This is a genomic window from Geodermatophilus amargosae, assembly GCF_900116515.1.
GTDB classification, from domain to species: domain Bacteria; phylum Actinomycetota; class Actinomycetes; order Mycobacteriales; family Geodermatophilaceae; genus Geodermatophilus; species Geodermatophilus amargosae.
Map to the genome: position 1 here is coordinate 454,008 of NZ_FPBA01000002.1, position 17,400 is coordinate 471,407.

Genomic DNA, 17,400 nt, shown 5'->3' on the forward strand with positions numbered 1-17,400 from the left:
CCCTAGGCTGGGCCGGTGCAGGACGCGCCCCCGGAGGTCGACCCGGACTTCGCCCGCGAGTGGATCGAGTTCCCGGACCCGGCCGACCCGCGGCACGTGGTCCGGGCCGACCTGACCTGGCTGGCGTCGGCCTGGACCTGCGTGTTCGGCCGCGGGTGCGCCGGCGTCGTCGAGGGCCGGGCCGACGACGGCTGCTGCAGCCACGGCGCCTTCTTCACCGACGAGGACGACCTCTCCCGCGTGACCGCCGCGGTCGCCGACCTCACCGACGAGGACTGGCAGCTCGCCCCGGTCGGCCGCGGCGCCTGGACCGAGGAGGACACGGCAGACGACGAGGGCGGCGTCCGATCCCTCCGCACCCGCCTGGTCGACGGCGCCTGCGTCTTCCTCAACCGGCCGGGCTTCCCCGGCGGCACCGGCTGCGCGCTGCACCGCATGGCGCTGCGCGAGGAACTGCACCCGCTGACCACCAAGCCCGACGTCTGCTGGCAGCTGCCCGTGCGCCGCGAGCAGGAGCACGTCGAGCGGCCCGACGGGACGTCGGTGCTGGTCAGCACGATCGGCGAGTTCGACCGGCGCGGCTGGGGCCCGGGCGGTGCCGACCTGCACTGGTGGTGCAGCGGCTCCCCCACCGCGCACGTGTCCCCCGAGCCGCTGGTGGCCACCTACGCGGCCGAGCTCACCGCACTGCTGGGCCCGGCTGCCTACGCGGAGCTGCGCCGGCTGACCGAGGCCCGGCTCGACCTCGGCCTGGTCGCCCCGCACCCGGCCAGCCCCGCGCCGGTGCCCCTCACCCTGCAGCGCCGGCGGCCGCGCGACTGACCGGAACTCCCCAGTCCGAGTGCGGCGAGGGGGCCGTGACGGCGCCTGCCGCCACTACCCTGCTCGGGACGACCGCGACGACCGGACGGCGGGAACTGTGAGCGACGGACAGGCGGCGAGTGCCGGCGCGCGCGCAGGCGGGTCGTCGGCCAGCGGCCGGGCGTCGGACAACGCGCTGCGCGCGCTCCTGCGGATCCCGGTGTTCCGTCGCATGTGGGCGGCGATCGCCGTCTCCAGCCTCGGCGACTGGCTCGGCCTGCTGGCGACCACCGCGTTGGCCCAGCAGCTCACCCGCGACGAGTCGCTGGGCGTCCAGGGCGCGGCCATCTCCGGCGTCATCCTCGTCCGGCTGCTGCCCGACCTCCTCCTCGGCCCCATCGCCGGCGCCCTGGCCGACCGGCTGGACCGCCGCACCACCGTCGTCGTCGGTGACCTGCTGGCCTGCGCGCTGTACCTGTCGATCGGGCTGAGCTACGAGCTGACCTGGCTCTACGTCGCGCAGTTCCTCGTCGAGGCCGTGGGCCTGTTCACCAACCCGGCCAAGCAGGCGATCTGGGTGGCGATCGTCCCGCGCGAGCGGCTGGCCGTGGCCAACCAGGTCTCGCTGTTCAGCGTCTACGGCGCGGTCCCGGTGGCCTCGCTGCTGTTCGCCCTGCTCTCCACCGTCGCCCGGGTGTTCCCGGGCAGCGGCCAGAACGGGGACGCGCGGACGGCCATCGTCGTCGCCCTGCTGTTCAACGCGGCGACCTTCGCGGTCTCGGCCACCACCGTGCTGCTCTCGCGCCGGCTCATCCCACCGACACCCACCGACCGCCAGGCGTCGTCGAACGTGTTCTCCCTCATCGTCGAGGGCGTCTCGTTCCTGCGCGGACAGCCGCTGATGCGCGCCCTGTACGTCGGCGTCATCGGCGCGTTCGGGGCGGGCGGGCTGATCATCGGCGTCGCCCAGCTCTACATCGCCACCCTGGACGCCGGCGCCGCCGGTTACGGCGTGGTGTTCGGCATCGTGTTCACCGGCCTGGCCCTCGGCATGCTGGTCGGGCCACGGATCCTGCCGACCATCCCGCGGCGCACCCTGTTCGCCCGCTCGATCGGGCTGGCCGGGATCGCGCTGCTGGCGATGTCGCTGATCCAGGACTTCGTGCTGGCCACGGGCGCGGCGTTCCTCGTCGGCCTGTTCGCCGGGATCTCCTGGATCATCGGCTACACGCTCATCGGCTTCGAGGTCGAGGACCGGCTGCGCGGCCGGGTGTTCGCCTTCGTCATCTCCTCGGTGCGCGTCGTCCTGCTGCTGGCGGTCGCCGTCGGCCCGGGCCTCGCCGGCGTGCTCGGCACCCACGACCTGCGGGTCGGCGAGCTCATGCTCACCCTCACCGGTCCCGGGCTCACCCTGATGATCGGCGGCGCGCTGGCCCTGCTGGTCAGCGCCTATGCCGTCCGCCAGGTCGTCCCGCGCGGGCGCCCGGGCACCCGTGCCCGCGACGTGTTCCGCCTGCTGTGGGGCAGCTCCGACATCCTCTCGGCCTCGGCCAGCGGGACCGGCCTGTTCGTCGTCGTCGAGGGCGCCGACCGCGACCTGACCCGCCGCTACACGGCCGACCTCGCCCAGGTGCTGCGCGAGTCCGGGTGCGCCGTCGTGGCCACGCACGAGCCCAGTGACACCGCGCTCGGCCGCCAGGTCCGCACGCTGCTCTACCCGCCGGCACCGGACCCGGCGGCCCGCGTGACCGACGGCGAGGGACACCCGGTGGCCGCCTACACCGCAGCGCTGCTGGCCGCGGCCGACCGCGCCGAGCACGTCGCCACGGTGATCCGGCCGGCGCTCAAGCGGCGCGAGGTCGTCGTCTGCAACCACTACGTCGACACCTCGATCGCCTTCCAGGGCGCCGGGCAGGGCCTCGACGCCGACCGCATCTACCGCACCTCGCTGTGGGCCACCCGCGGCCTGCTGCCCGACCTCACCGTGGTCGTCGACTCCCCGGTCACCGCCGGTCCCGCCGACGCCGACGCCGACGCGGTGCGCGCGGCCTTCCTCGACCGGGCCGACGCCGCCCCCGACCGCTACGTCGTCGTCCCGGGCGAGCTGCTGGGCACCGACGGGTCACCGGAGGGCTCCGGGCTGGTCTCCAGCGCCGTCCGCCGGAAGATCTCCGCCCTGCTCGTCCAGCGCTACCCCGAGCTCGGCGACGCCGGGGCCGACGGCGCCTCGGGCGCGGCCGACCCGCCGGTCGGCGCGGCACGGACCGGTACCGGGAGGATCGCCGGGGGCTCCGTAGGCTGACCGCCGTGAGCGCCCCGGTGACCCCGCCTCCGGTGACGTGGACCCCCGAGGACACCGAGGTGGTCGAATGCTGCCTCTGCGGCATCCCCGGCCGGCTCGTCCACGACCTCGCGCCCTTCGGCGTCGTCCGCTGCCCGTCGTGCGGCCTGGTGTTCATCAGCCCCCGGCTGCGTCCGGAGGCCCTCCAGCGGCTCTACGACGACGTCGGCTACTTCGAGGGCGGCGTGTACGGGGGTGGCGTCGAGGCAGGGGGCGCCGAGGACGGCGCGTCGTCGCGGGACCGCCGGTTCGACCCGGCGATGCTCTTGCAGCGCACCTGGACCGCCGGCCGCCTGGCGCTGCTGGACCGGGTCCGAGGCCGGTCTCCCGGCGGGCGGCTGCTCGAGGTCGGCGCCGGCTACGGCCTGTTCCTCGACGCCGCGCGCAGGGCCGGCTGGGACACCAGCGGGGTGGAGCTCTCCCGCACCGGCGCGGAGCACGCCACCGGGACCCTCGGCCTCGACGTCTTCTGCGGCCAGCTCGCCGACGCGCCGCTGGGGCCCGGCTTCGACGTCCTCTGCGCCTGGGACACCGTCGAGCACGTGCCCGACCCGCTGGACTTCTGGCGGACGGCGCGCTCGCTGGTCGCCGACGACGGCGTCGTGCTGTTCTCCACGCCCTACGTCTCGTCGCTGCCGGCCCGCCTGCTGGGCACCCGCTGGTGGACCCTCAAGCCGGCCGAGCACATCTGGCACTTCACACCGCGCACGCACGCGATGCTGCTGGCGCGGGCCGGGTTCGCGCTCACGCGCGTGGTGCGCAGCCCGCTGGCGCCCAGCAACGCCGGCCGCCTCGACTCCCTCGTGGGCGTCGCCCGCCCGATCCCCCGCTAGGCGGCCGTTCCCTCACCGGCCGGGACGACCTCGACCTGGCCGCTGCCGGTGCGGAAGGTCTGCCGGTAGGCCCGCGGGGAGACGCCGCGGCGCCGGCTGAACTGCTCGCGGAAGCCGGCGGCGGTGCCGAACCCGACCAGCCGCGCGATCTCCTCCACCGGGGCGTCGCTCTCCTCGAGCAGCGCCTCGGCCGCCGCCAGCCGCTGCGCGAGCAGCCAGGCGTGCGGCGTCGTCCCCGTGGTGGCCTTGAACCGGCGGGCGAAGCTGCGCGGGCTCATCAGCGCGCGGCGGGCGAGCACCTCGACGCTGATGTCCTCGGCCAGGTGCGCCCGCGCCCAGTCCAGGACCAGCCCGAGCAGGTCGTCCTCGCACCGGGCGACCGGCTCGTCGATGTACTGCGCCTGCCCGCCGTCGCGGTGCGGGGGGACGACCATCTCGCGGGCCAGCCCGTTGGCCGCCGCGGCGCCCCACTCCCTGCGGACGAGGTGCAGGAGCGCGTCCACGCCGCTCGCCGTCCCGGCGCCGCTGATGATCGTGCCCTCGTCGACGTAGAGGACCCGCGGGTCGACGTCGACGGCCGGGTAGCGGGCGGCCATCTCGCCGGCATGGCGCCAGTGGGTGGTGGCCCGTTTCCCGTCGAGCAGGCCCGCCGCCGCGACGACGAAGGCGCCGGTGCAGTGGCTGACGATCTGGCCGCCCCGGGCGTGCACGGCGCGCAGCGCCTCGAGGACCGACGGCGGGACCGGGTGGGACAGCTTCTCCCACGCGGTGACCAGGACGATGTCGGAGACCGCCAGCCGCTCGAGACCGTGCTCGACGTACAGGGTCAGCCCGGTGTCGGTGCGCACGAGTCCCGGACGGTCGGTGACCACCGCGAAGTCGAAGCGCGGCATGCCGAGACGGCGGTAGTCGTAGCCGAACACCTCGGCGGCGACGCCGAGGCCGAAGGCGCCGAGGACACCGTCCCCGGCGAGCAGACTGACGACGAGCGGGCGGTCCTCGGCCATGGCGGGAGTATGGCAGGAACGACGCGATCGGTGTCACCTCTGCCACTCGTCGGTCCCGCGGACCCCGAGCACGCTCGTCCCATGCTGCTGATCACCTGCCCCGTGACCCGGACCGACGAACTGGTCGCCGACCGGCGGATCCGGTCGGTCACCAACCACCCGACCCACGTCGCGCTCTCGGTGGAGTGCCCCTCCTGCGGGGGCGTGCACGTCTATCGGACCGGCCGCCGGTGGGAGTCCCGCCCGGCCGTTGCCGCTCGACCTGCGCGCGAGCTCTCCCACGCCTAGGATCGAACACATGAGCGAATCCAACGTGAACACCGGTCAGGCCGGCGACCCGACGGCCGAGAAGGACCCGTCGGACTGGGTGACCGGGGACGAGCCGGCCACCGGCGCCCAGAAGAGCTACCTGCACACGCTGGCCCGCCAGGCCGGTGAGGACGTCCCCGAGGACATCACCAAGGCCGACGCCTCGAAGAAGATCGACGAGCTGCAGGAGGAGACCGGCCGGGGTCAGTGACCCCGGCCGGCACGACCTGGACCCGTCCCGGGTCCCACCCTGGCCCTGCCGGGGTGGGGAGGACGGGGTGGCCCGATCAGATCTCGAACTTGTAGCCGAGACCGCGCACCGTCACGAGGTGCTTGGGGTTGGCCGGGTCGGGCTCGATCTTGGCGCGCAGGCGCTTGACGTGGACGTCGAGGGTCTTGGTGTCGCCCACGTAGTCCGAGCCCCACACCCGGTCGATCAGCTGCCCGCGGGTCAGCACCCGGCCGGCGTTGCGCAGCAGCAGCTCGAGCAGGTCGAACTCCTTGAGCGGCAGCCCCACCGGCTCGCCGTCCACGGCCACCACGTGCCGCTCGACGTCCATCCGCACCGGGCCGGCCTCCAGCGCGCCGTCGGCCGGGGCCTCGACGTCCCCGCGGCGGCGCAGCACGGCGCGGATACGCGCCACCAGCTCGCGTGCCGAGTAGGGCTTGGTGACGTAGTCGTCGGCCCCGAGTTCCAGGCCCACGACCTTGTCGACCTCGGAGTCCTTGGCCGTGAGCATGATGATCGGGACGTTGCTGCGGGAGCGCAGCGCCCGGCACACCTCGGTGCCCGGCAGTCCCGGGAGCATGAGGTCGAGCAGGACGATGTCTGCACCTGCGCGGTCGAACTCGGCCAGGGCCTCGGGGCCCGTGGCGGCCACGACCGCCTCGAACCCCTCGCGGCCGAGCATGTAGGACAGCGCGTCGGAGAAGGACTCCTCGTCCTCCACCACGAGCACTCGGGTCATTGCCGTCCTTCCTGGAGGACCCCGCCGGCGTCGGACGCCGCAGCGGGAGGTGGGGGGCGGTCCTCGACCGCCAGGGGGATGCGCAGCGTGAAGGTGGAGCCGAGGCCCTCCTCGCTCCACACGCTGACCGAGCCGCCGTGGTTGCTGGCCACGTGTTTGACGATGGCCAGGCCCAGGCCGGTGCCGCCGGTCTTGGTGGCCCGCGACTGGTCGACCCGGTAGAAGCGCTCGAAGACCCGCTCGCGGTCGGCCCGCGGGATGCCGATGCCGCTGTCGGTGACCGCGATCTCGGCGAACCCGCCGCGCGCCCGCGCCCCGACGGCGATCTTCGTGTTTTCGGGGCTGTAGGCGACCGCGTTGGCCAGCAGGTTGGTCACCGCCGTCGCCAGCTGGGGCTCGACGCCACGCACCAGGAGGCCCCGCGTTCCGCCGACGGCGATGGTGATGCCCTTGGCGGCGGCGGCCAGGCCGGTGCGGTCGACGGCCTCGGCGAGCACGGTGTCGACGTCGACCGGCGTCAGCTCCGGCAGTGGCTCGGCGCCCTGCAGGCGGGACAGGTCGATCAGCTCGCGGACCAGCCGGGCCAGCCGGTCGGCCTCGTGCGCCATGCGCGCGGCGAAGCGCTGCACGGTGTCGGGGTCGTCGGCGGCGCCCTGCATGGCCTCGGCGAGCAGGCCCAGCGCGCCGACCGGCGTCTTGAGCTCGTGCCCGACGTTGGCGACGAAGTCGCGGCGGACCGCCTCGACGCGACGGGCCTCGGTGACGTCCTGGAGGACCAGCGCCACGGGGCCGGGCACGGCCGACGCCGAGGCGTCGCCGGGAGAGGTGTCCAGCCGGATGCCGTGGGCGCCGACCAGCCGCGTGCCGCCGCCGACGACCTCGCCGGGCAGCGAGACGTCCGAGCGCCGGCTCCCCCAGCGGCGGACCTCGCGGACCAGGTCCTGCAGGGCGGGGACGACGAGCCTGCGGTCGCGCACGATGCCGAGCCCGCGCGCCGTCGGGTTGGCCACGACGACGGCGTCGTCCTTGTCGAGCAGCAGCACCGCGGGGTCCATGAGGTCGAGCAGCCGGCGGGCGAGCTGCGCCTCGGCGGCGCCGTCCCGGTCGGCGTCGCTCCCGGCGCGCTCGGCTCTCTCGGCGCCGCGGCGCGCGAGCAGCACGCCGACGGCCACCACGAGGGCGCCGACGACGACACCGGTCACGAGGGCGACCAGCGGGCTCACAGGGCCGATGCTAGGCGGCTCCAGGACCTCGTCATCCCCCGTGTGGGTGGCGACGCAACCCGGGGGACCGACTGTTCACGCCGGGGTGTCCCCGCGTTCACCGACCACTCCCGTCGCGTGCCTCGTGAGCACCTACCCTCGGAGACGTCGGGGCGGCACACCGAGCAGATGGTGACCGGCCGGCGGCACCCGGCGGACCGCCGGCCGACGAGGAGGACCCGTGCGCGAGCACTACCGCGAAGAGCTCGAGGACATCAACGCCTGCCTGGTGGAGATGTCGAACTCCGTCGGCTCCGCGATGACCAAGGCCACCACCGCACTGCTCGACGCCGACGTCGCCCTCGCCGACCTGGTCATCGCCGGGGACGAGCACATCGACGCGGTGCGCGAGAGCATCGAGGAGCGCTGCTTCACCCTGCTGGCCCGCCAGCAGCCGGTGGCCACCGACCTGCGCACGGTCACCACGGCGATGCGCATCGTCGGCGACCTCGAGCGCATGGGCGACCTCGCGGTGCACGTGGCCAAGCTCGCCCGGATGCGCTTCCCGGAGTCCGCCGTCCCCGCCGAGGTGCGGCCGATCTTCCTCGAGGCCGGCCACGTCGCGCAGAGCCTGGTCGCCCAGGTCGGCACCGTCATCGCCAAGCTCGACGTCCAGGGCGCCGCCCAGCTCGAGAAGGACGACGACCTGATGGATGAGCTGCACCGTCAGCTGTTCACCGAGCTGCTCAGCCCCGGCTGGCCGCACGGCATGGAGTCGGCCATCGACATCACGCTGCTCGGCCGCTACTACGAGCGCTTCGCCGACCACGCCGTCAGCGTCGCCCGCCGCGTCGTCTTCCTGGTCACCGGCGAGCGGGACATGGTCGCGCTGCCCAACTGAGCTGCGCACATCGTCGGCCTCGCGGCCGACACCGCGGCCAGGTGCCGTGCCCCCGTCGAGCTGAGCCGTTCGCGCTCACTCCTCGGGGACCCTCCGGGCCCCCTCGTCAGCGCTTGCCCTGGTTCTTGACCGCCTCGATCGCGGCGGCCGCGGCCTCGGGGTCGAGGTACTCACCACCGGGCTTGACCGGCTTGAGGTCGGCGTCGAGGTCGTAGCGCAGCGGGACGCCGGTGGGGATGTTCAGCCCGACCACCTCGTCCTCGCCCATGTCGTCGAGGTGCTTCACCAGCGCGCGCAGGCTGTTGCCGTGGGCGGCCACCAGCACGGTGGCGCCGCTGCGCAGGTCCGGCACGATCGCGTCGTACCAGTACGGCAGCATCCGGACGACGACGTCGGCCAGGCACTCGGTGGCCGGGCGCACCTCCGGCGGGAGGAACGCGTAGCGCGGGTCGGCGTCCTGCGAGTACTCGCTGCCGGCCTCGATCGGCGGCGGCGGCGTGCTGTAGGACCGGCGCCAGACCATGAACTGCTCCTCGCCGTACTCGGCGAGGGTGGCCGCCTTGTCCTTGCCCTGCAGGGCGCCGTAGTGCCGCTCGTTGAGCCGCCAGGAGCGCCGCACCGGGATCCACTGCCGGTCGGCCGTGCCGAGGGCCAGCTCGGCGGTGGTGATCGCCCGCTTGAGCAGCGAGGTGTGCAGGACGTCGGGCAGCAGGTCGTGCTCGGCGAGCAGCCGACCGCCGCGGGCGGCCTCGGCGCGGCCCTTCTCCGACAGTTCGACGTCGACCCAGCCGGTGAACAGGTTGGCCTTGTTCCACTCGCTCTCGCCGTGGCGGAGCAGGACCAGGGTGCCGGGCGCGCTCGCCGCAGACGTCGTCACGAGCCCATCCTGCCCGACCCGGGGAGCGCCGGGCCCGGCGAGGTGTCATCCGGCCAGCAGCGGCCAGAGCACCCAGGCCTCGTAGAGCACCGGCGGCGCCAGCCCGGCCAGCAGCCACGGGCTGAGCACCCGCCGGGAGGCACCCCAGCGGACGGCGGCCACCAGCGCCACGCTGCAGACCAGCGCGACCGCCAGCCACAGCGCGGTCGCGGCGACGTCGACGACGAACAGCTGGGTCAGCACGAGCTGCACGGCACACAGCAGCAGGGGGTAGACCAGGCCGGAGGCAGCCACCACGCCGATCAGCGCGCGGCCGAACCGTTCCTGCGCGGCGGGCTGCTCCTGCACCTCTCCCACGCTATGCGGAGGAGGTCTCCTGCGCCCCCGGCCGGCGTCGACCGGGCAGCCAGACGAGGACGACGACGGCGGCGACCGCCGCGGCGGCCGCGGTCCCGACGGCGGTCAGGTGCATCGCCGAGACGAACGCCTCGCGGGCGGTGTCGGCCAGCGCGTCGGCGGCCTCCGCGGCCTCGGGCTCGCCGGCCGCCCGCGCCCGGTCCGCCGTCGCCCGGGCCACCTCGAGGGTCGCGGCGATCGAGGTGCTCGCCTCGCCGCGCAGCCCGGCGGGGAGCACGTCGACGGCGCGGCCGAGGTTGGAGGCGTAGGCGGTGGCCAGCAGCGAGCCGAGGATGGCCACGCCGAGCGCGCCGCCCACCTGGCGGACCGTGTTGTTCACCGCCGCGCCGGCGCCGGCCTTCTCCCGCGGCACCACCGACATGATCGACTCGGTGGCCGGCGCCATGACCGCGCCCATGCCGAGCCCCTGCACGGTGAGCGTGGTGAGCAACAGCCACAGCGGGGCTGCCTCGTCCAGCAGCTGGAAGCCCAGGAACGACAGCGTGATGAGGACGAAGCCGGTGGTGCAGACGGCCTTGGCGCCGAACCGCTCGGCCAGCCGGGAGCTGCTCGGCGCCATGACCGCCATGCCCAGCGCGACCGGGATCAGCGCGGCGCCGGACTGCAGGGGGTCGTAGCCGCGGGCGCCCTGCAGGTAGTAGACGAGGTAGAAGGTCGCGCCCATCAGCGCGAAGAAGTTCAGGCCCAGCGCGGCGGCCGCGGCGGAGAACGCTGGGTTGCGGAACAGCGACACGTCGAGCGCCGGGTGCGCCGAGCGCCGCTGCAGCCAGACGAACAGCACCATGAGCAGCGCGCCGCCGATCAGGGGGACCAGCACCCCCGGCGTCGCCCAGCCCACCCCGGACCCGCCGTGGATGATCCCGTAGACCAGCCCGGCGAGGGCCGCGATCGACAGCAGCACGCCCGGGACGTCGAGCCGGCCGGGGTCCGGGTCGCGCGACTCCGGCACGAACGCCAGCGTGCCGGCGACGCCGAGCAGCGCGACCGGCACACCGATGAGGAAGATCGCGCCCCACCAGAAGTGGGTCAGCACCGCGCCGCTGGCCAGCGGGCCCCCGGCGACGGCGAGGCCGGCCGTGGCCGCCCAGATGCCGATGGCGCGGCCGCGCTCACCGGCCGGGAAGACGTTGGTGATGACGGCGAGCGTCGTCGGCTGGACCGCCGCGCCGCCGATCCCCATCACCGCCCGCCAGGCGATGAGCTCCAGCGGACTGCCGGAGAAGGCGGCCATCACCGAGCCCCCGGCGAAGATCGCCAGCCCGATGAGCAGCACCCTCCGGCGGCCGATCCGGTCGCCGATCACGCCCCAGGAGAACAGCAGGCCGGCGAAGACCACGATGTAGGCGTCGACGGCCCACTGGAGCTCGCCCTGGGTGGCCCCGAGCTCCCGCTGCAGGGTCGGGATGGCCACGTTGAGCGTCGTGTTGCCCGTGATCACCACGAGCAGGCAGACGGTCATGGTGGCCAGCACCCACCAGCGGCGTGCGTAGCCGGGGCGCTCCTCGACGGCCGACGTGGCCGGCGCCCGGGTGACGGTCATCCCCCGCCGTCCGGCGCGGGTGCCGCCCCGTCGCCGTCGTCGGGCCCGGTCCGGCCCGCCTGCGCGAACGCGGCGAAGGCCTCGAGGTTGCGCAGCGACTCGCCGCGCTTGACCCGCCACTCCCACTCGCGGCGGATCGAGCTGCCGAAGCCGATCTCGAGCATGGTGTTGAAGTGGTCGTCGGCGTAGCTGAGGACCGCACCGAGCAGCCGGTCGAGCTCCTCGGGGGTCACCGCGGCGTGCGGCACCCGGCCGGTCAGGTAGACGTCGCCGACGCGGTCGACCGAGTAGGCGACGCCGTACATGCGCGCGTTGTGCTGCAGCAGGTAGGTCCACAGCTGCTCGCGGTTCTCGTCGGGCTGGCGGCAGACGAAGGCCTCCACCCGCAGCGCGTGCTCGCCCACGATCAGCCCGCACACCGTCTTGAGCTTCTTGCTGCCGGGCAGGTCGACCAGCCACCGTCCGGGCGCGGGGTGCTCGTGCACCAGCTCGGCGTCGCGCAGGGTCCGGTCGATGACCGCGTCGAGGGCGGCGACGACGTCGGCGCGGGGGGGCGGGTCTCCTCCGGCGCCCCCGGTCACCAGGCCACCTGCGTCCCCAGGTGGACGCCGGCCACCGGCCGCAGCGCCCGCCGCGCGGCACCGGCCATCTCCGCGGCGGCCGAGGCGTAGGCGTCCACCAGCGCGTCGGCGGTGCGGTCCCAGGAGAAGGCGGCGGCGTGCCGGCGCGCCCCGGCGCCGAGCAGCTCCCGGCGCTCGAGCACCGCGCGGACGGCGGCCGCGTAGGCACCGGGGTCCCGTCCGTCGACCAGGACGCCGGACACGCCGTCGCGCACCGCCGTCCGCAGCCCGCCGACCGACGCGGCCACCACCGGCGTCCCGCAGGCCTGCGCCTCCAGCGCGACCAGGCCGAAGGACTCGTTGTGGCTCGGGACGACGGCGACGTCGGCGGCGCGGTAGTGCAGGGCCAGCCGGTCGGGCGGCTGCGGCGGCAGGAAGCGCACGAGGTCGGCGATGCCGAGGGAGGCGGCCAGCTCCTCCAGCTGCCGCGGCGCCTCGAGCCCCGACCCGCTGGGCGCCCCGACGACGTGCACCTGCAGCCGCGCGCGCAGCGCCGGGTCGTCGTCGAGCATGCGGGCGGCGGTGGTCAGCAGCAGGTCGGGCGCCTTGAGCGGCTGGATGCGGCCGACGAAGGTCAGGACGACGGCGTCGGCGGGCACGCCCAGGGCGCGGCGGGCGGCGGCGCGGTCGCCGGGGGTGAAACGCTCGAGGTCGACGCCCGGGGGGACGACGAGCGTGCGGCGCGAGTCGGCGCCGTAGTGCTCGACGAGCTGCCGGGCCTCCTCCTCGGTGTTGGCCACCAGGCGGTCGGCCTCGGCCACCACCTGCTCCTCGCCGATCACCCGGGCACGCGGCTCGGGCCGGTCGCCGTCGGCCAGCGCGGCGTTCTTCACCTTGGCGAGGGTGTGCGCGGTGTGGATGAGCGGCACGCTCCACCGGTCACGGGCCAGCCACCCGACCTGACCGGACAGCCAGTAGTGCGAGTGGACGACGTCGTAGTGGCCTGGCTCGTGCTGGGCCTCCTCGCGCAGCACCCCCGCGGTGAAGGCGCACAGCTGGCCGGGGAGCTCCTCCTTGCCCAGGCCCTCGAACGGGCCGGCGCTGACGTGCCGCACGGTCACGCCCGGGCTCATCTCGACCACCGGCGGCAGGTCGCTGGAGGTGGCCCGCGTGAAGACGTCGACGGCGATGCCGCGGGCGGCCAGCCGGCGGGACATCTCGACGATGTAGACGTTCATGCCCCCGGCGTCGCCGGCACCGGGCTGGTCGAGCGGGCTGGTGTGCACCGAGATCGTCGCCACCCGGCGGGGCACACGCGGGGTCAGCAGGCGGCGAGCAGGCACACAGACCTCCTGCCTCGCCCGGCCCCGGGCGCCGGCTCGGCACCCCTGTCGACTCTCCATCCTGCAACAGCGTCAGGATGACCACATGCCCGGTGTAACCGATGTCTCCTCCTCCGGTCCGCGCGCGCTGCCGGGGAGCGGCCGCACCGCCGTCGTCACGGGTGCCTCCAGCGGCATCGGCGCCGCCACCGCGGAACGGCTGGCCGCCGAGGGCTTCGACGTCGTCCTGGGTGCCCGGCGGATGGACCGGCTGACCGCGCTGGCCGAGCGGATCGGCGCCCGCGCGCTGCCCCTCGACGTCACCGACCCCGCGTCGGTCGAGGCGTTCGCGACGGCGCTGCCGCGGGTCGACGTGCTGGTGAACAACGCCGGCGGCGCGTTCGACGCCAAGCCGGTGGCCGAGGCCGACCTGGACTCCTGGGCGCGCACCTACGACGTCAACGTGCTCGGCACCGTCCGGCTGACCAAGGCGCTGCTCCCCGCGCTGCGGGCCTCCGGCGCCGGTGACGTGCTGTTCGTCGGCTCGACGGCCGGGCTGGTCAGCTACGAGGGCGGCAGCTCCTACACCGCGGCCAAGCACGGCGAGCACGCGCTGGCCGTGGCGCTGCGGTTGGAGCTGGTCGCCGAGCCGGTGCGGGTCATCGAGATCGCGCCCGGGATGGTGCACACCGAGGAGTTCTCGCTCAACCGCACCGGCAGCCAGGAGAAGGCCGACGCCATCTACCGGGGCGTGCGCGAGCCGCTGGTAGCCGAGGACGTCGCCGACTGCATCGCCTGGGCGCTCACCCGTCCGCACCACGTGAACGTCGACCTGCTCGTCGTCCGCCCGCGCGCCCAGGCCGCCCAGCACAAGGTCCACCGCGAGGCCGACTGACCGAGCCGCGGGCAGCGACTGCGGGGAAGTCGCTGCCCGGAGCGCGCCGCAGGCAGCGACTACCCCGCAGGTGCGCGGTCGGCCCACCTGCGGACGGCGTCCCCGGTCCGGTAGACGGCGTCCGCAGCGTCCCGGACGACGGTCCACCGACGCTCTCCCGGACGCCGGTGCGCCAGCAGCTCCCGGTGCTCCCGCGCGCGTCGGCCGTCCTCCAGGAAGGCGTGCACGCCCCACGTCCGCACCGCCGGGTGGACGACGCCCGACGACACGGTGACGTCGATCCCGGCCAGCACGGGTGTCCGGGTGCAGCGCGCGAGCAGGTCGTCGACGAGCCGCGAGGCCTCCTCCACCAGGGCGTGCACGTCCGGCTCCTCGCCCCTCGGCGTCGCACCACCGGCGCGTAGGTCGCTCCACCATCCGCGGACGGCTGCCCGTGCGCGGCGCAGGCGGTGCGGCCGGAGCAGGTCGAACCGACTCGGCGCGGTCGAAGGCGGTGAGCACGGAGGGGCGCGCCAGCGGCTCCAGGTGCGGCGCCCAGCGTGCAGTCGCCCCGTTGACCGCCCGGAGCAGCCCCCGCCGTCGTCGACGAGGACGACGGGCCGGACCGGCCCCTCGCCCCACCGCGCGGTCACAACCGCGTGGGCTCGGGGACCAGGGTGACGCCGAAGCGCTCGCGGACGGCCTCGATCACGCGGTCGGCGAAGGCCATGAGCTCGGCCGCGGTGGCCCCGGGCTCGGTGGTCAGCGCCAGGCTGTGCCGCGACGACGTCCCGACCCGGCCCGCGCGGGTGCCGCGGCCGAAGCCGGCCGACTGCACGAGCCAGGCGGCGCTGAGCTTGACCATGCCGTCGCCGGCCGGCCAGCTCGGGCAGCCGGGGACGGTCCGCGCAGCCGGGACGACGGGGTTGGTGAAGAAGGACCCGGCGCTACGGGTGTCGGGGTCGGCCGGGTCGACGACCATGCCCTTGCCCCGGCGCAGGTCGAGGACGGCCGCGCGGACGTCGGCCAGCGGCGCCCGCCCGCCCAGCTCCACGCCGACCCGCTTGGCGAGCTCCGCGTACCCGACCGGCCGGGACAGCGGCCCGGCGTCCAGCGCGAAGGTGACGGTGAGGACGACGAACCGGCCGGGCTCGCGCTTGAGCCGGCTGTCGCGGTAGCCGAAGGCGCACTCGGCGGTGGTCAGCGTCCGCTCGCGCTTCTCGGCGCGGTCGTAGACGCGGACCGCGGTGACCGTCTGCGCGACCTCCTGGCCGTAGGCGCCGACGTTCTGCACCGGGGTGGCGCCGGTCGAGCCGGGGATGCCCGACAGCGCCTCCATGCCGGCCATCTCCGCCTCGACGGTGAGCGCGACCAGGTCGTCCCAGTCCTCACCGGCCTGCACCTCGAGGACCTCGCCGCGCCGCTCGACGCCGCGGCTGCGCACCGCGACGACGTCGCCGACCCACCCGTCGTCGGGCGCGACCAGGTTGGAGCCGCCACCGAGCACCAGCAGCGGCCGGCCGGCCTCGTCGGCCTCCCGGACGGCGGCGACCAGCTCGGCGGCGTCGGTGACCTCGACCAGGCGCTCGACGGGGCCGCCGACCCCCAACGTGGTGAGGTCGGCGAGACGGGCGTCGGATCGGACGAGCACCAGCCCACGGTAGCCGCGCGAGGCGGGGACACCGGGGACGCCGACTACCCTCGGCACCGGTGAGCGAGGCGGGCAGCGGGCACAAGCGCCGGGCTGAGCTGGCCCCGAAGAAGGCCCACCCCCGGCTGGCGGCGGGCCGGGCGCGGGCACTGGGCCTGCCCACGCGGGGCACCACGAACGCCAACCGGCTGCGCCGCGTCGACCGCTGGCTGGTCGCCACCCAGGTGCCGCGGCTGCGCGACGCCGCACGCCCGCTGGTGGTCGACCTCGGCTACGGCTCCTCGGCGGTGACCACCCTGGAGCTCGCCGAGCGACTGGGCCCCGAGGTGCGGGGGCTCGAGGTGATCGGCCTGGAGATCGACCCGGCGCGGGTCGCCGCCGTCGCCGGGGACCGCGACCCGCCCCGCGTGGACTTCCGCGTCGGAGGGTTCGAGCTGGCCGGGCTGCACCCGGTGCTGGTGCGGGCCTTCAACGTGCTGCGCCAGTACGACGAGGCGTCGGCCGCGCGGGCGTGGGGGACCATGTGCGCCGCGCTGGGCCCCGGCGGGCTGCTGGTCGAGGGCACCTGCGACGAGTGGGGACGGCGCTCGACGTGGGTGGCGCTCGACGCCGACGGTCCGCTGACCCTCACGCTGGCGGCGCGGGTCTCCGACCTCGACCGCCCGTCCGACCTCGCCGAGCGGCTGCCCAAGGCGCTCATCCACCACAACGTGCCCGGGCAGCCGGTGCACGACCTGCTGCGCGCCCTCGACACCGCGTGGGCCTCGGCGGCGGGCCTGTCGACGTTCGGGCCGCGGCAGCGCTGGGTCGCGGCGGTGCAGGCGCTCGCCGACGACGGGTGGCCGCTGGTGGGGAGCAGCCGTCGCTGGCGGCACGGCGAGCTGACCGTGCGCTGGTCGGCGGTGGCGCCGCGGTGAGGCGCGCACGGCCGGAGGTGCTCCCGCCGGGTCCCACCGAGGTCGACGGCGGGACGGCCGAACTGCTGGGTGACGCCGACCGCGACGGGTCCTGGGTGCTGATGGTCGACGGCACCCCGCAGTCCCACGTCGACCTCGACGAGCCCGCCCACCTGGAGTTCGAGTACGTCCGCCGGATGGGCCACGTGCTGGACCTGGCCGCGCCGGAGGGCGAGCCGCTCGACGTCGTCCACCTGGGCGGCGGTGCGCTCACGCTGGCCCGCTACGTCGCGGTGACGCGCCCGGGCTCGCGGCAGCGGGCCGTGGAGCTTGACCAGCGGCTGACCGACCTCGTCCGCACGCACCTGCCGCTCCCCCGGGGCGCGCGCGTGCGGGTGCGGGCCGGTGACGCCCGCGCCGGGCTGGCCGCCCTCCCGACGGCGAGCGCCGACGTCGTCGTCAGCGACGTCTTCGCCGGCGCGCGCACCCCCGCGCACCTGACGACGGTCGAGTACGCCGCCGAGGCGCACCGGGTGCTGCGGCCGGGCGGGGTGCTGACGGCCAACGTCGCCGACGGCCCGCCGCTGCGCTTCGCCCGGGGCCAGGTGGCCACCCTGTGCGCGGTCTTCCGGCACGTCGGCCTGCTCGCCGAGCCGGGCACGCTGCGCGGGCGGCGGTTCGGCAACCTCGTGGCGGTGGCCTCGGACGCGGAGCTGCCGGTGTCCGCGTTGACCCGACGTTGCGCGGGCGACCCGATGCCCGCGCGGGTGGTGGCCGGCGACGACCTCGGCCGGTTCGCCGGGCACGCCCAGCCGGTGCACGACGCCGACGCCGCGCCCTCACCGGAGCCGCCTCCGGGTGTCTTCAGCCGCTGACCAGGGTCTTCCCCGATGTCCGCGGC

General features: G+C 75.3%; 19 protein-coding genes. 9 read left to right on the forward strand and 10 right to left on the reverse strand.

Annotated elements, in window-relative coordinates; all coding sequences use genetic code 11:
* Positions 1-15: 15 nt before the first annotated feature.
* From BM414_RS04875 to BM414_RS04885, 3 genes are all read left to right on the forward strand, one after another.
* The gene (locus tag BM414_RS04875) at positions 16-822 is read left to right on the forward strand and encodes a DUF3109 family protein (protein WP_093578271.1); all 807 of its coding nucleotides are present in this window, start codon (positions 16-18) and stop codon (positions 820-822) included.
* A 97-nt stretch (positions 823-919) separates the two neighbouring features.
* Positions 920-3,103 (forward strand): bifunctional MFS transporter/dTMP kinase, encoded by a 2,184-nt coding sequence (locus tag BM414_RS04880; protein WP_093578272.1) that lies wholly within the window; start codon positions 920-922, stop codon positions 3,101-3,103.
* A 5-nt stretch (positions 3,104-3,108) separates the two neighbouring features.
* The gene (locus tag BM414_RS04885; protein WP_245784486.1) at positions 3,109-3,975 is read left to right on the forward strand and encodes a class I SAM-dependent methyltransferase; all 867 of its coding nucleotides are present in this window, start codon (positions 3,109-3,111) and stop codon (positions 3,973-3,975) included.
* Here the strand turns inward: BM414_RS04885 and BM414_RS04890 are convergent.
* Entirely contained in the window at positions 3,972-4,982 is a 1,011-nt protein-coding gene (locus tag BM414_RS04890; protein WP_093578273.1) for a helix-turn-helix domain-containing protein, read from the reverse strand. The genes BM414_RS04885 and BM414_RS04890 overlap by 4 nt on opposite strands.
* A gap of 81 nt (positions 4,983-5,063) precedes the next feature.
* Between BM414_RS04890 and BM414_RS04895 the strand changes: the two genes are divergently transcribed.
* The gene (locus tag BM414_RS04895; RefSeq protein ID WP_093578274.1) at positions 5,064-5,270 is read left to right on the forward strand and encodes a hypothetical protein; all 207 of its coding nucleotides are present in this window, start codon (positions 5,064-5,066) and stop codon (positions 5,268-5,270) included.
* A gap of 10 nt (positions 5,271-5,280) precedes the next feature.
* The gene (locus tag BM414_RS04900) at positions 5,281-5,502 is read left to right on the forward strand and encodes a DUF3072 domain-containing protein (protein WP_073421249.1); all 222 of its coding nucleotides are present in this window, start codon (positions 5,281-5,283) and stop codon (positions 5,500-5,502) included.
* A 76-nt stretch (positions 5,503-5,578) separates the two neighbouring features.
* On the opposite strand, the gene BM414_RS04905 is transcribed toward BM414_RS04900, so the two are convergent.
* Complete coding sequence (locus BM414_RS04905) at positions 5,579-6,259, reverse strand: response regulator transcription factor (RefSeq protein ID WP_093578275.1); 681 nt, start codon at positions 6,257-6,259, stop codon at positions 5,579-5,581.
* The gene (locus BM414_RS04910) at positions 6,256-7,482 is read right to left on the reverse strand and encodes a sensor histidine kinase (protein ID WP_093578276.1); all 1,227 of its coding nucleotides are present in this window, start codon (positions 7,480-7,482) and stop codon (positions 6,256-6,258) included. Before BM414_RS04910 ends, BM414_RS04905 begins: the two co-directional genes overlap by 4 nt.
* Before the next feature lie 220 nt (positions 7,483-7,702).
* On the opposite strand from BM414_RS04910, the gene phoU reads away from it, so the two are divergent.
* A complete protein-coding gene (phoU, locus tag BM414_RS04915; RefSeq protein ID WP_093578277.1) occupies positions 7,703-8,362 on the forward strand; it encodes a phosphate signaling complex protein PhoU in 660 nt (219 codons plus the stop codon).
* A 106-nt stretch (positions 8,363-8,468) separates the two neighbouring features.
* On the opposite strand, the gene BM414_RS04920 is transcribed toward phoU, so the two are convergent.
* The 5 genes from BM414_RS04920 to mshA are packed head-to-tail and all read right to left on the reverse strand — an operon-like array spanning position 8,469 to position 13,099.
* Positions 8,469-9,239 (reverse strand): phosphoglyceromutase, encoded by a 771-nt coding sequence (locus BM414_RS04920; RefSeq protein WP_093578278.1) that lies wholly within the window; start codon positions 9,237-9,239, stop codon positions 8,469-8,471.
* A gap of 45 nt (positions 9,240-9,284) precedes the next feature.
* Entirely contained in the window at positions 9,285-9,587 is a 303-nt protein-coding gene (locus tag BM414_RS04925; RefSeq protein ID WP_139245710.1) for a hypothetical protein, read from the reverse strand.
* Between the two features lie 10 nt (positions 9,588-9,597).
* The gene (locus BM414_RS04930; protein WP_093578280.1) at positions 9,598-11,196 is read right to left on the reverse strand and encodes an MFS transporter; all 1,599 of its coding nucleotides are present in this window, start codon (positions 11,194-11,196) and stop codon (positions 9,598-9,600) included.
* Entirely contained in the window at positions 11,193-11,777 is a 585-nt protein-coding gene (locus BM414_RS04935; RefSeq protein ID WP_245784487.1) for a type III secretion system chaperone family protein, read from the reverse strand. Before BM414_RS04935 ends, BM414_RS04930 begins: the two co-directional genes overlap by 4 nt.
* Positions 11,774-13,099: a D-inositol-3-phosphate glycosyltransferase gene (gene mshA / locus BM414_RS04940; RefSeq protein ID WP_245784488.1), complete on the reverse strand. Its 1,326-nt coding sequence runs from the start codon at positions 13,097-13,099 to the stop codon at positions 11,774-11,776. The genes BM414_RS04935 and mshA overlap by 4 nt, the downstream gene beginning before the upstream one ends.
* Positions 13,100-13,184: 85 nt before the next feature.
* On the opposite strand from mshA, the gene BM414_RS04945 reads away from it, so the two are divergent.
* Positions 13,185-13,973: an SDR family oxidoreductase gene (locus BM414_RS04945; protein WP_093578282.1), complete on the forward strand. Its 789-nt coding sequence runs from the start codon at positions 13,185-13,187 to the stop codon at positions 13,971-13,973.
* A gap of 59 nt (positions 13,974-14,032) precedes the next feature.
* Here BM414_RS04945 and BM414_RS04950 read toward each other — a convergent pair whose 3' ends face one another.
* Both BM414_RS04950 and BM414_RS04955 read right to left on the reverse strand, forming a co-directional pair.
* Positions 14,033-14,335 carry a hypothetical protein gene (locus BM414_RS04950; protein ID WP_093578283.1) on the reverse strand — a complete coding sequence of 101 codons (303 nt, stop codon included), beginning with the start codon at positions 14,333-14,335 and terminating at the stop codon, positions 14,033-14,035.
* A gap of 266 nt (positions 14,336-14,601) precedes the next feature.
* Positions 14,602-15,603: a UDP-N-acetylmuramate dehydrogenase gene (locus BM414_RS04955; protein WP_093578284.1), complete on the reverse strand. Its 1,002-nt coding sequence runs from the start codon at positions 15,601-15,603 to the stop codon at positions 14,602-14,604.
* Positions 15,604-15,662: 59 nt separating this feature from the next.
* Between BM414_RS04955 and BM414_RS04960 the strand changes: the two genes are divergently transcribed.
* Positions 15,663-16,520, forward strand: coding sequence for a class I SAM-dependent methyltransferase (locus BM414_RS04960; RefSeq protein WP_093578285.1), 858 nt, complete (start codon positions 15,663-15,665; stop codon positions 16,518-16,520).
* A complete protein-coding gene (locus BM414_RS04965) occupies positions 16,517-17,374 on the forward strand; it encodes a spermidine synthase (protein WP_217644544.1) in 858 nt (285 codons plus the stop codon). Before BM414_RS04960 ends, BM414_RS04965 begins: the two co-directional genes overlap by 4 nt.
* Positions 17,375-17,400 lie beyond the last annotated feature (26 nt).

Bases quoted from the DNA above. Each gene is read 5' to 3' on its own strand.
- BM414_RS04905 (WP_093578275.1), bottom strand. From the start codon at position 6,259: ATGACCCGAGTGCTCGTGGTGGAGGACGAGGAGTCCTTCTCCGACGCG.
- BM414_RS04945 (WP_093578282.1), top strand. From the start codon at position 13,185: ATGCCCGGTGTAACCGATGTCTCCTCCTCCGGTCCGCGCGCGCTGCCG.
- BM414_RS04900 (WP_073421249.1), top strand. From the start codon at position 5,281: ATGAGCGAATCCAACGTGAACACCGGTCAGGCCGGCGACCCGACGGCC.
- BM414_RS04930 (WP_093578280.1), bottom strand. From the start codon at position 11,196: ATGACCGTCACCCGGGCGCCGGCCACGTCGGCCGTCGAGGAGCGCCCC.
- BM414_RS04895 (WP_093578274.1), top strand. From the start codon at position 5,064: ATGCTGCTGATCACCTGCCCCGTGACCCGGACCGACGAACTGGTCGCC.
- BM414_RS04890 (WP_093578273.1), bottom strand. From the start codon at position 4,982: ATGGCCGAGGACCGCCCGCTCGTCGTCAGTCTGCTCGCCGGGGACGGT.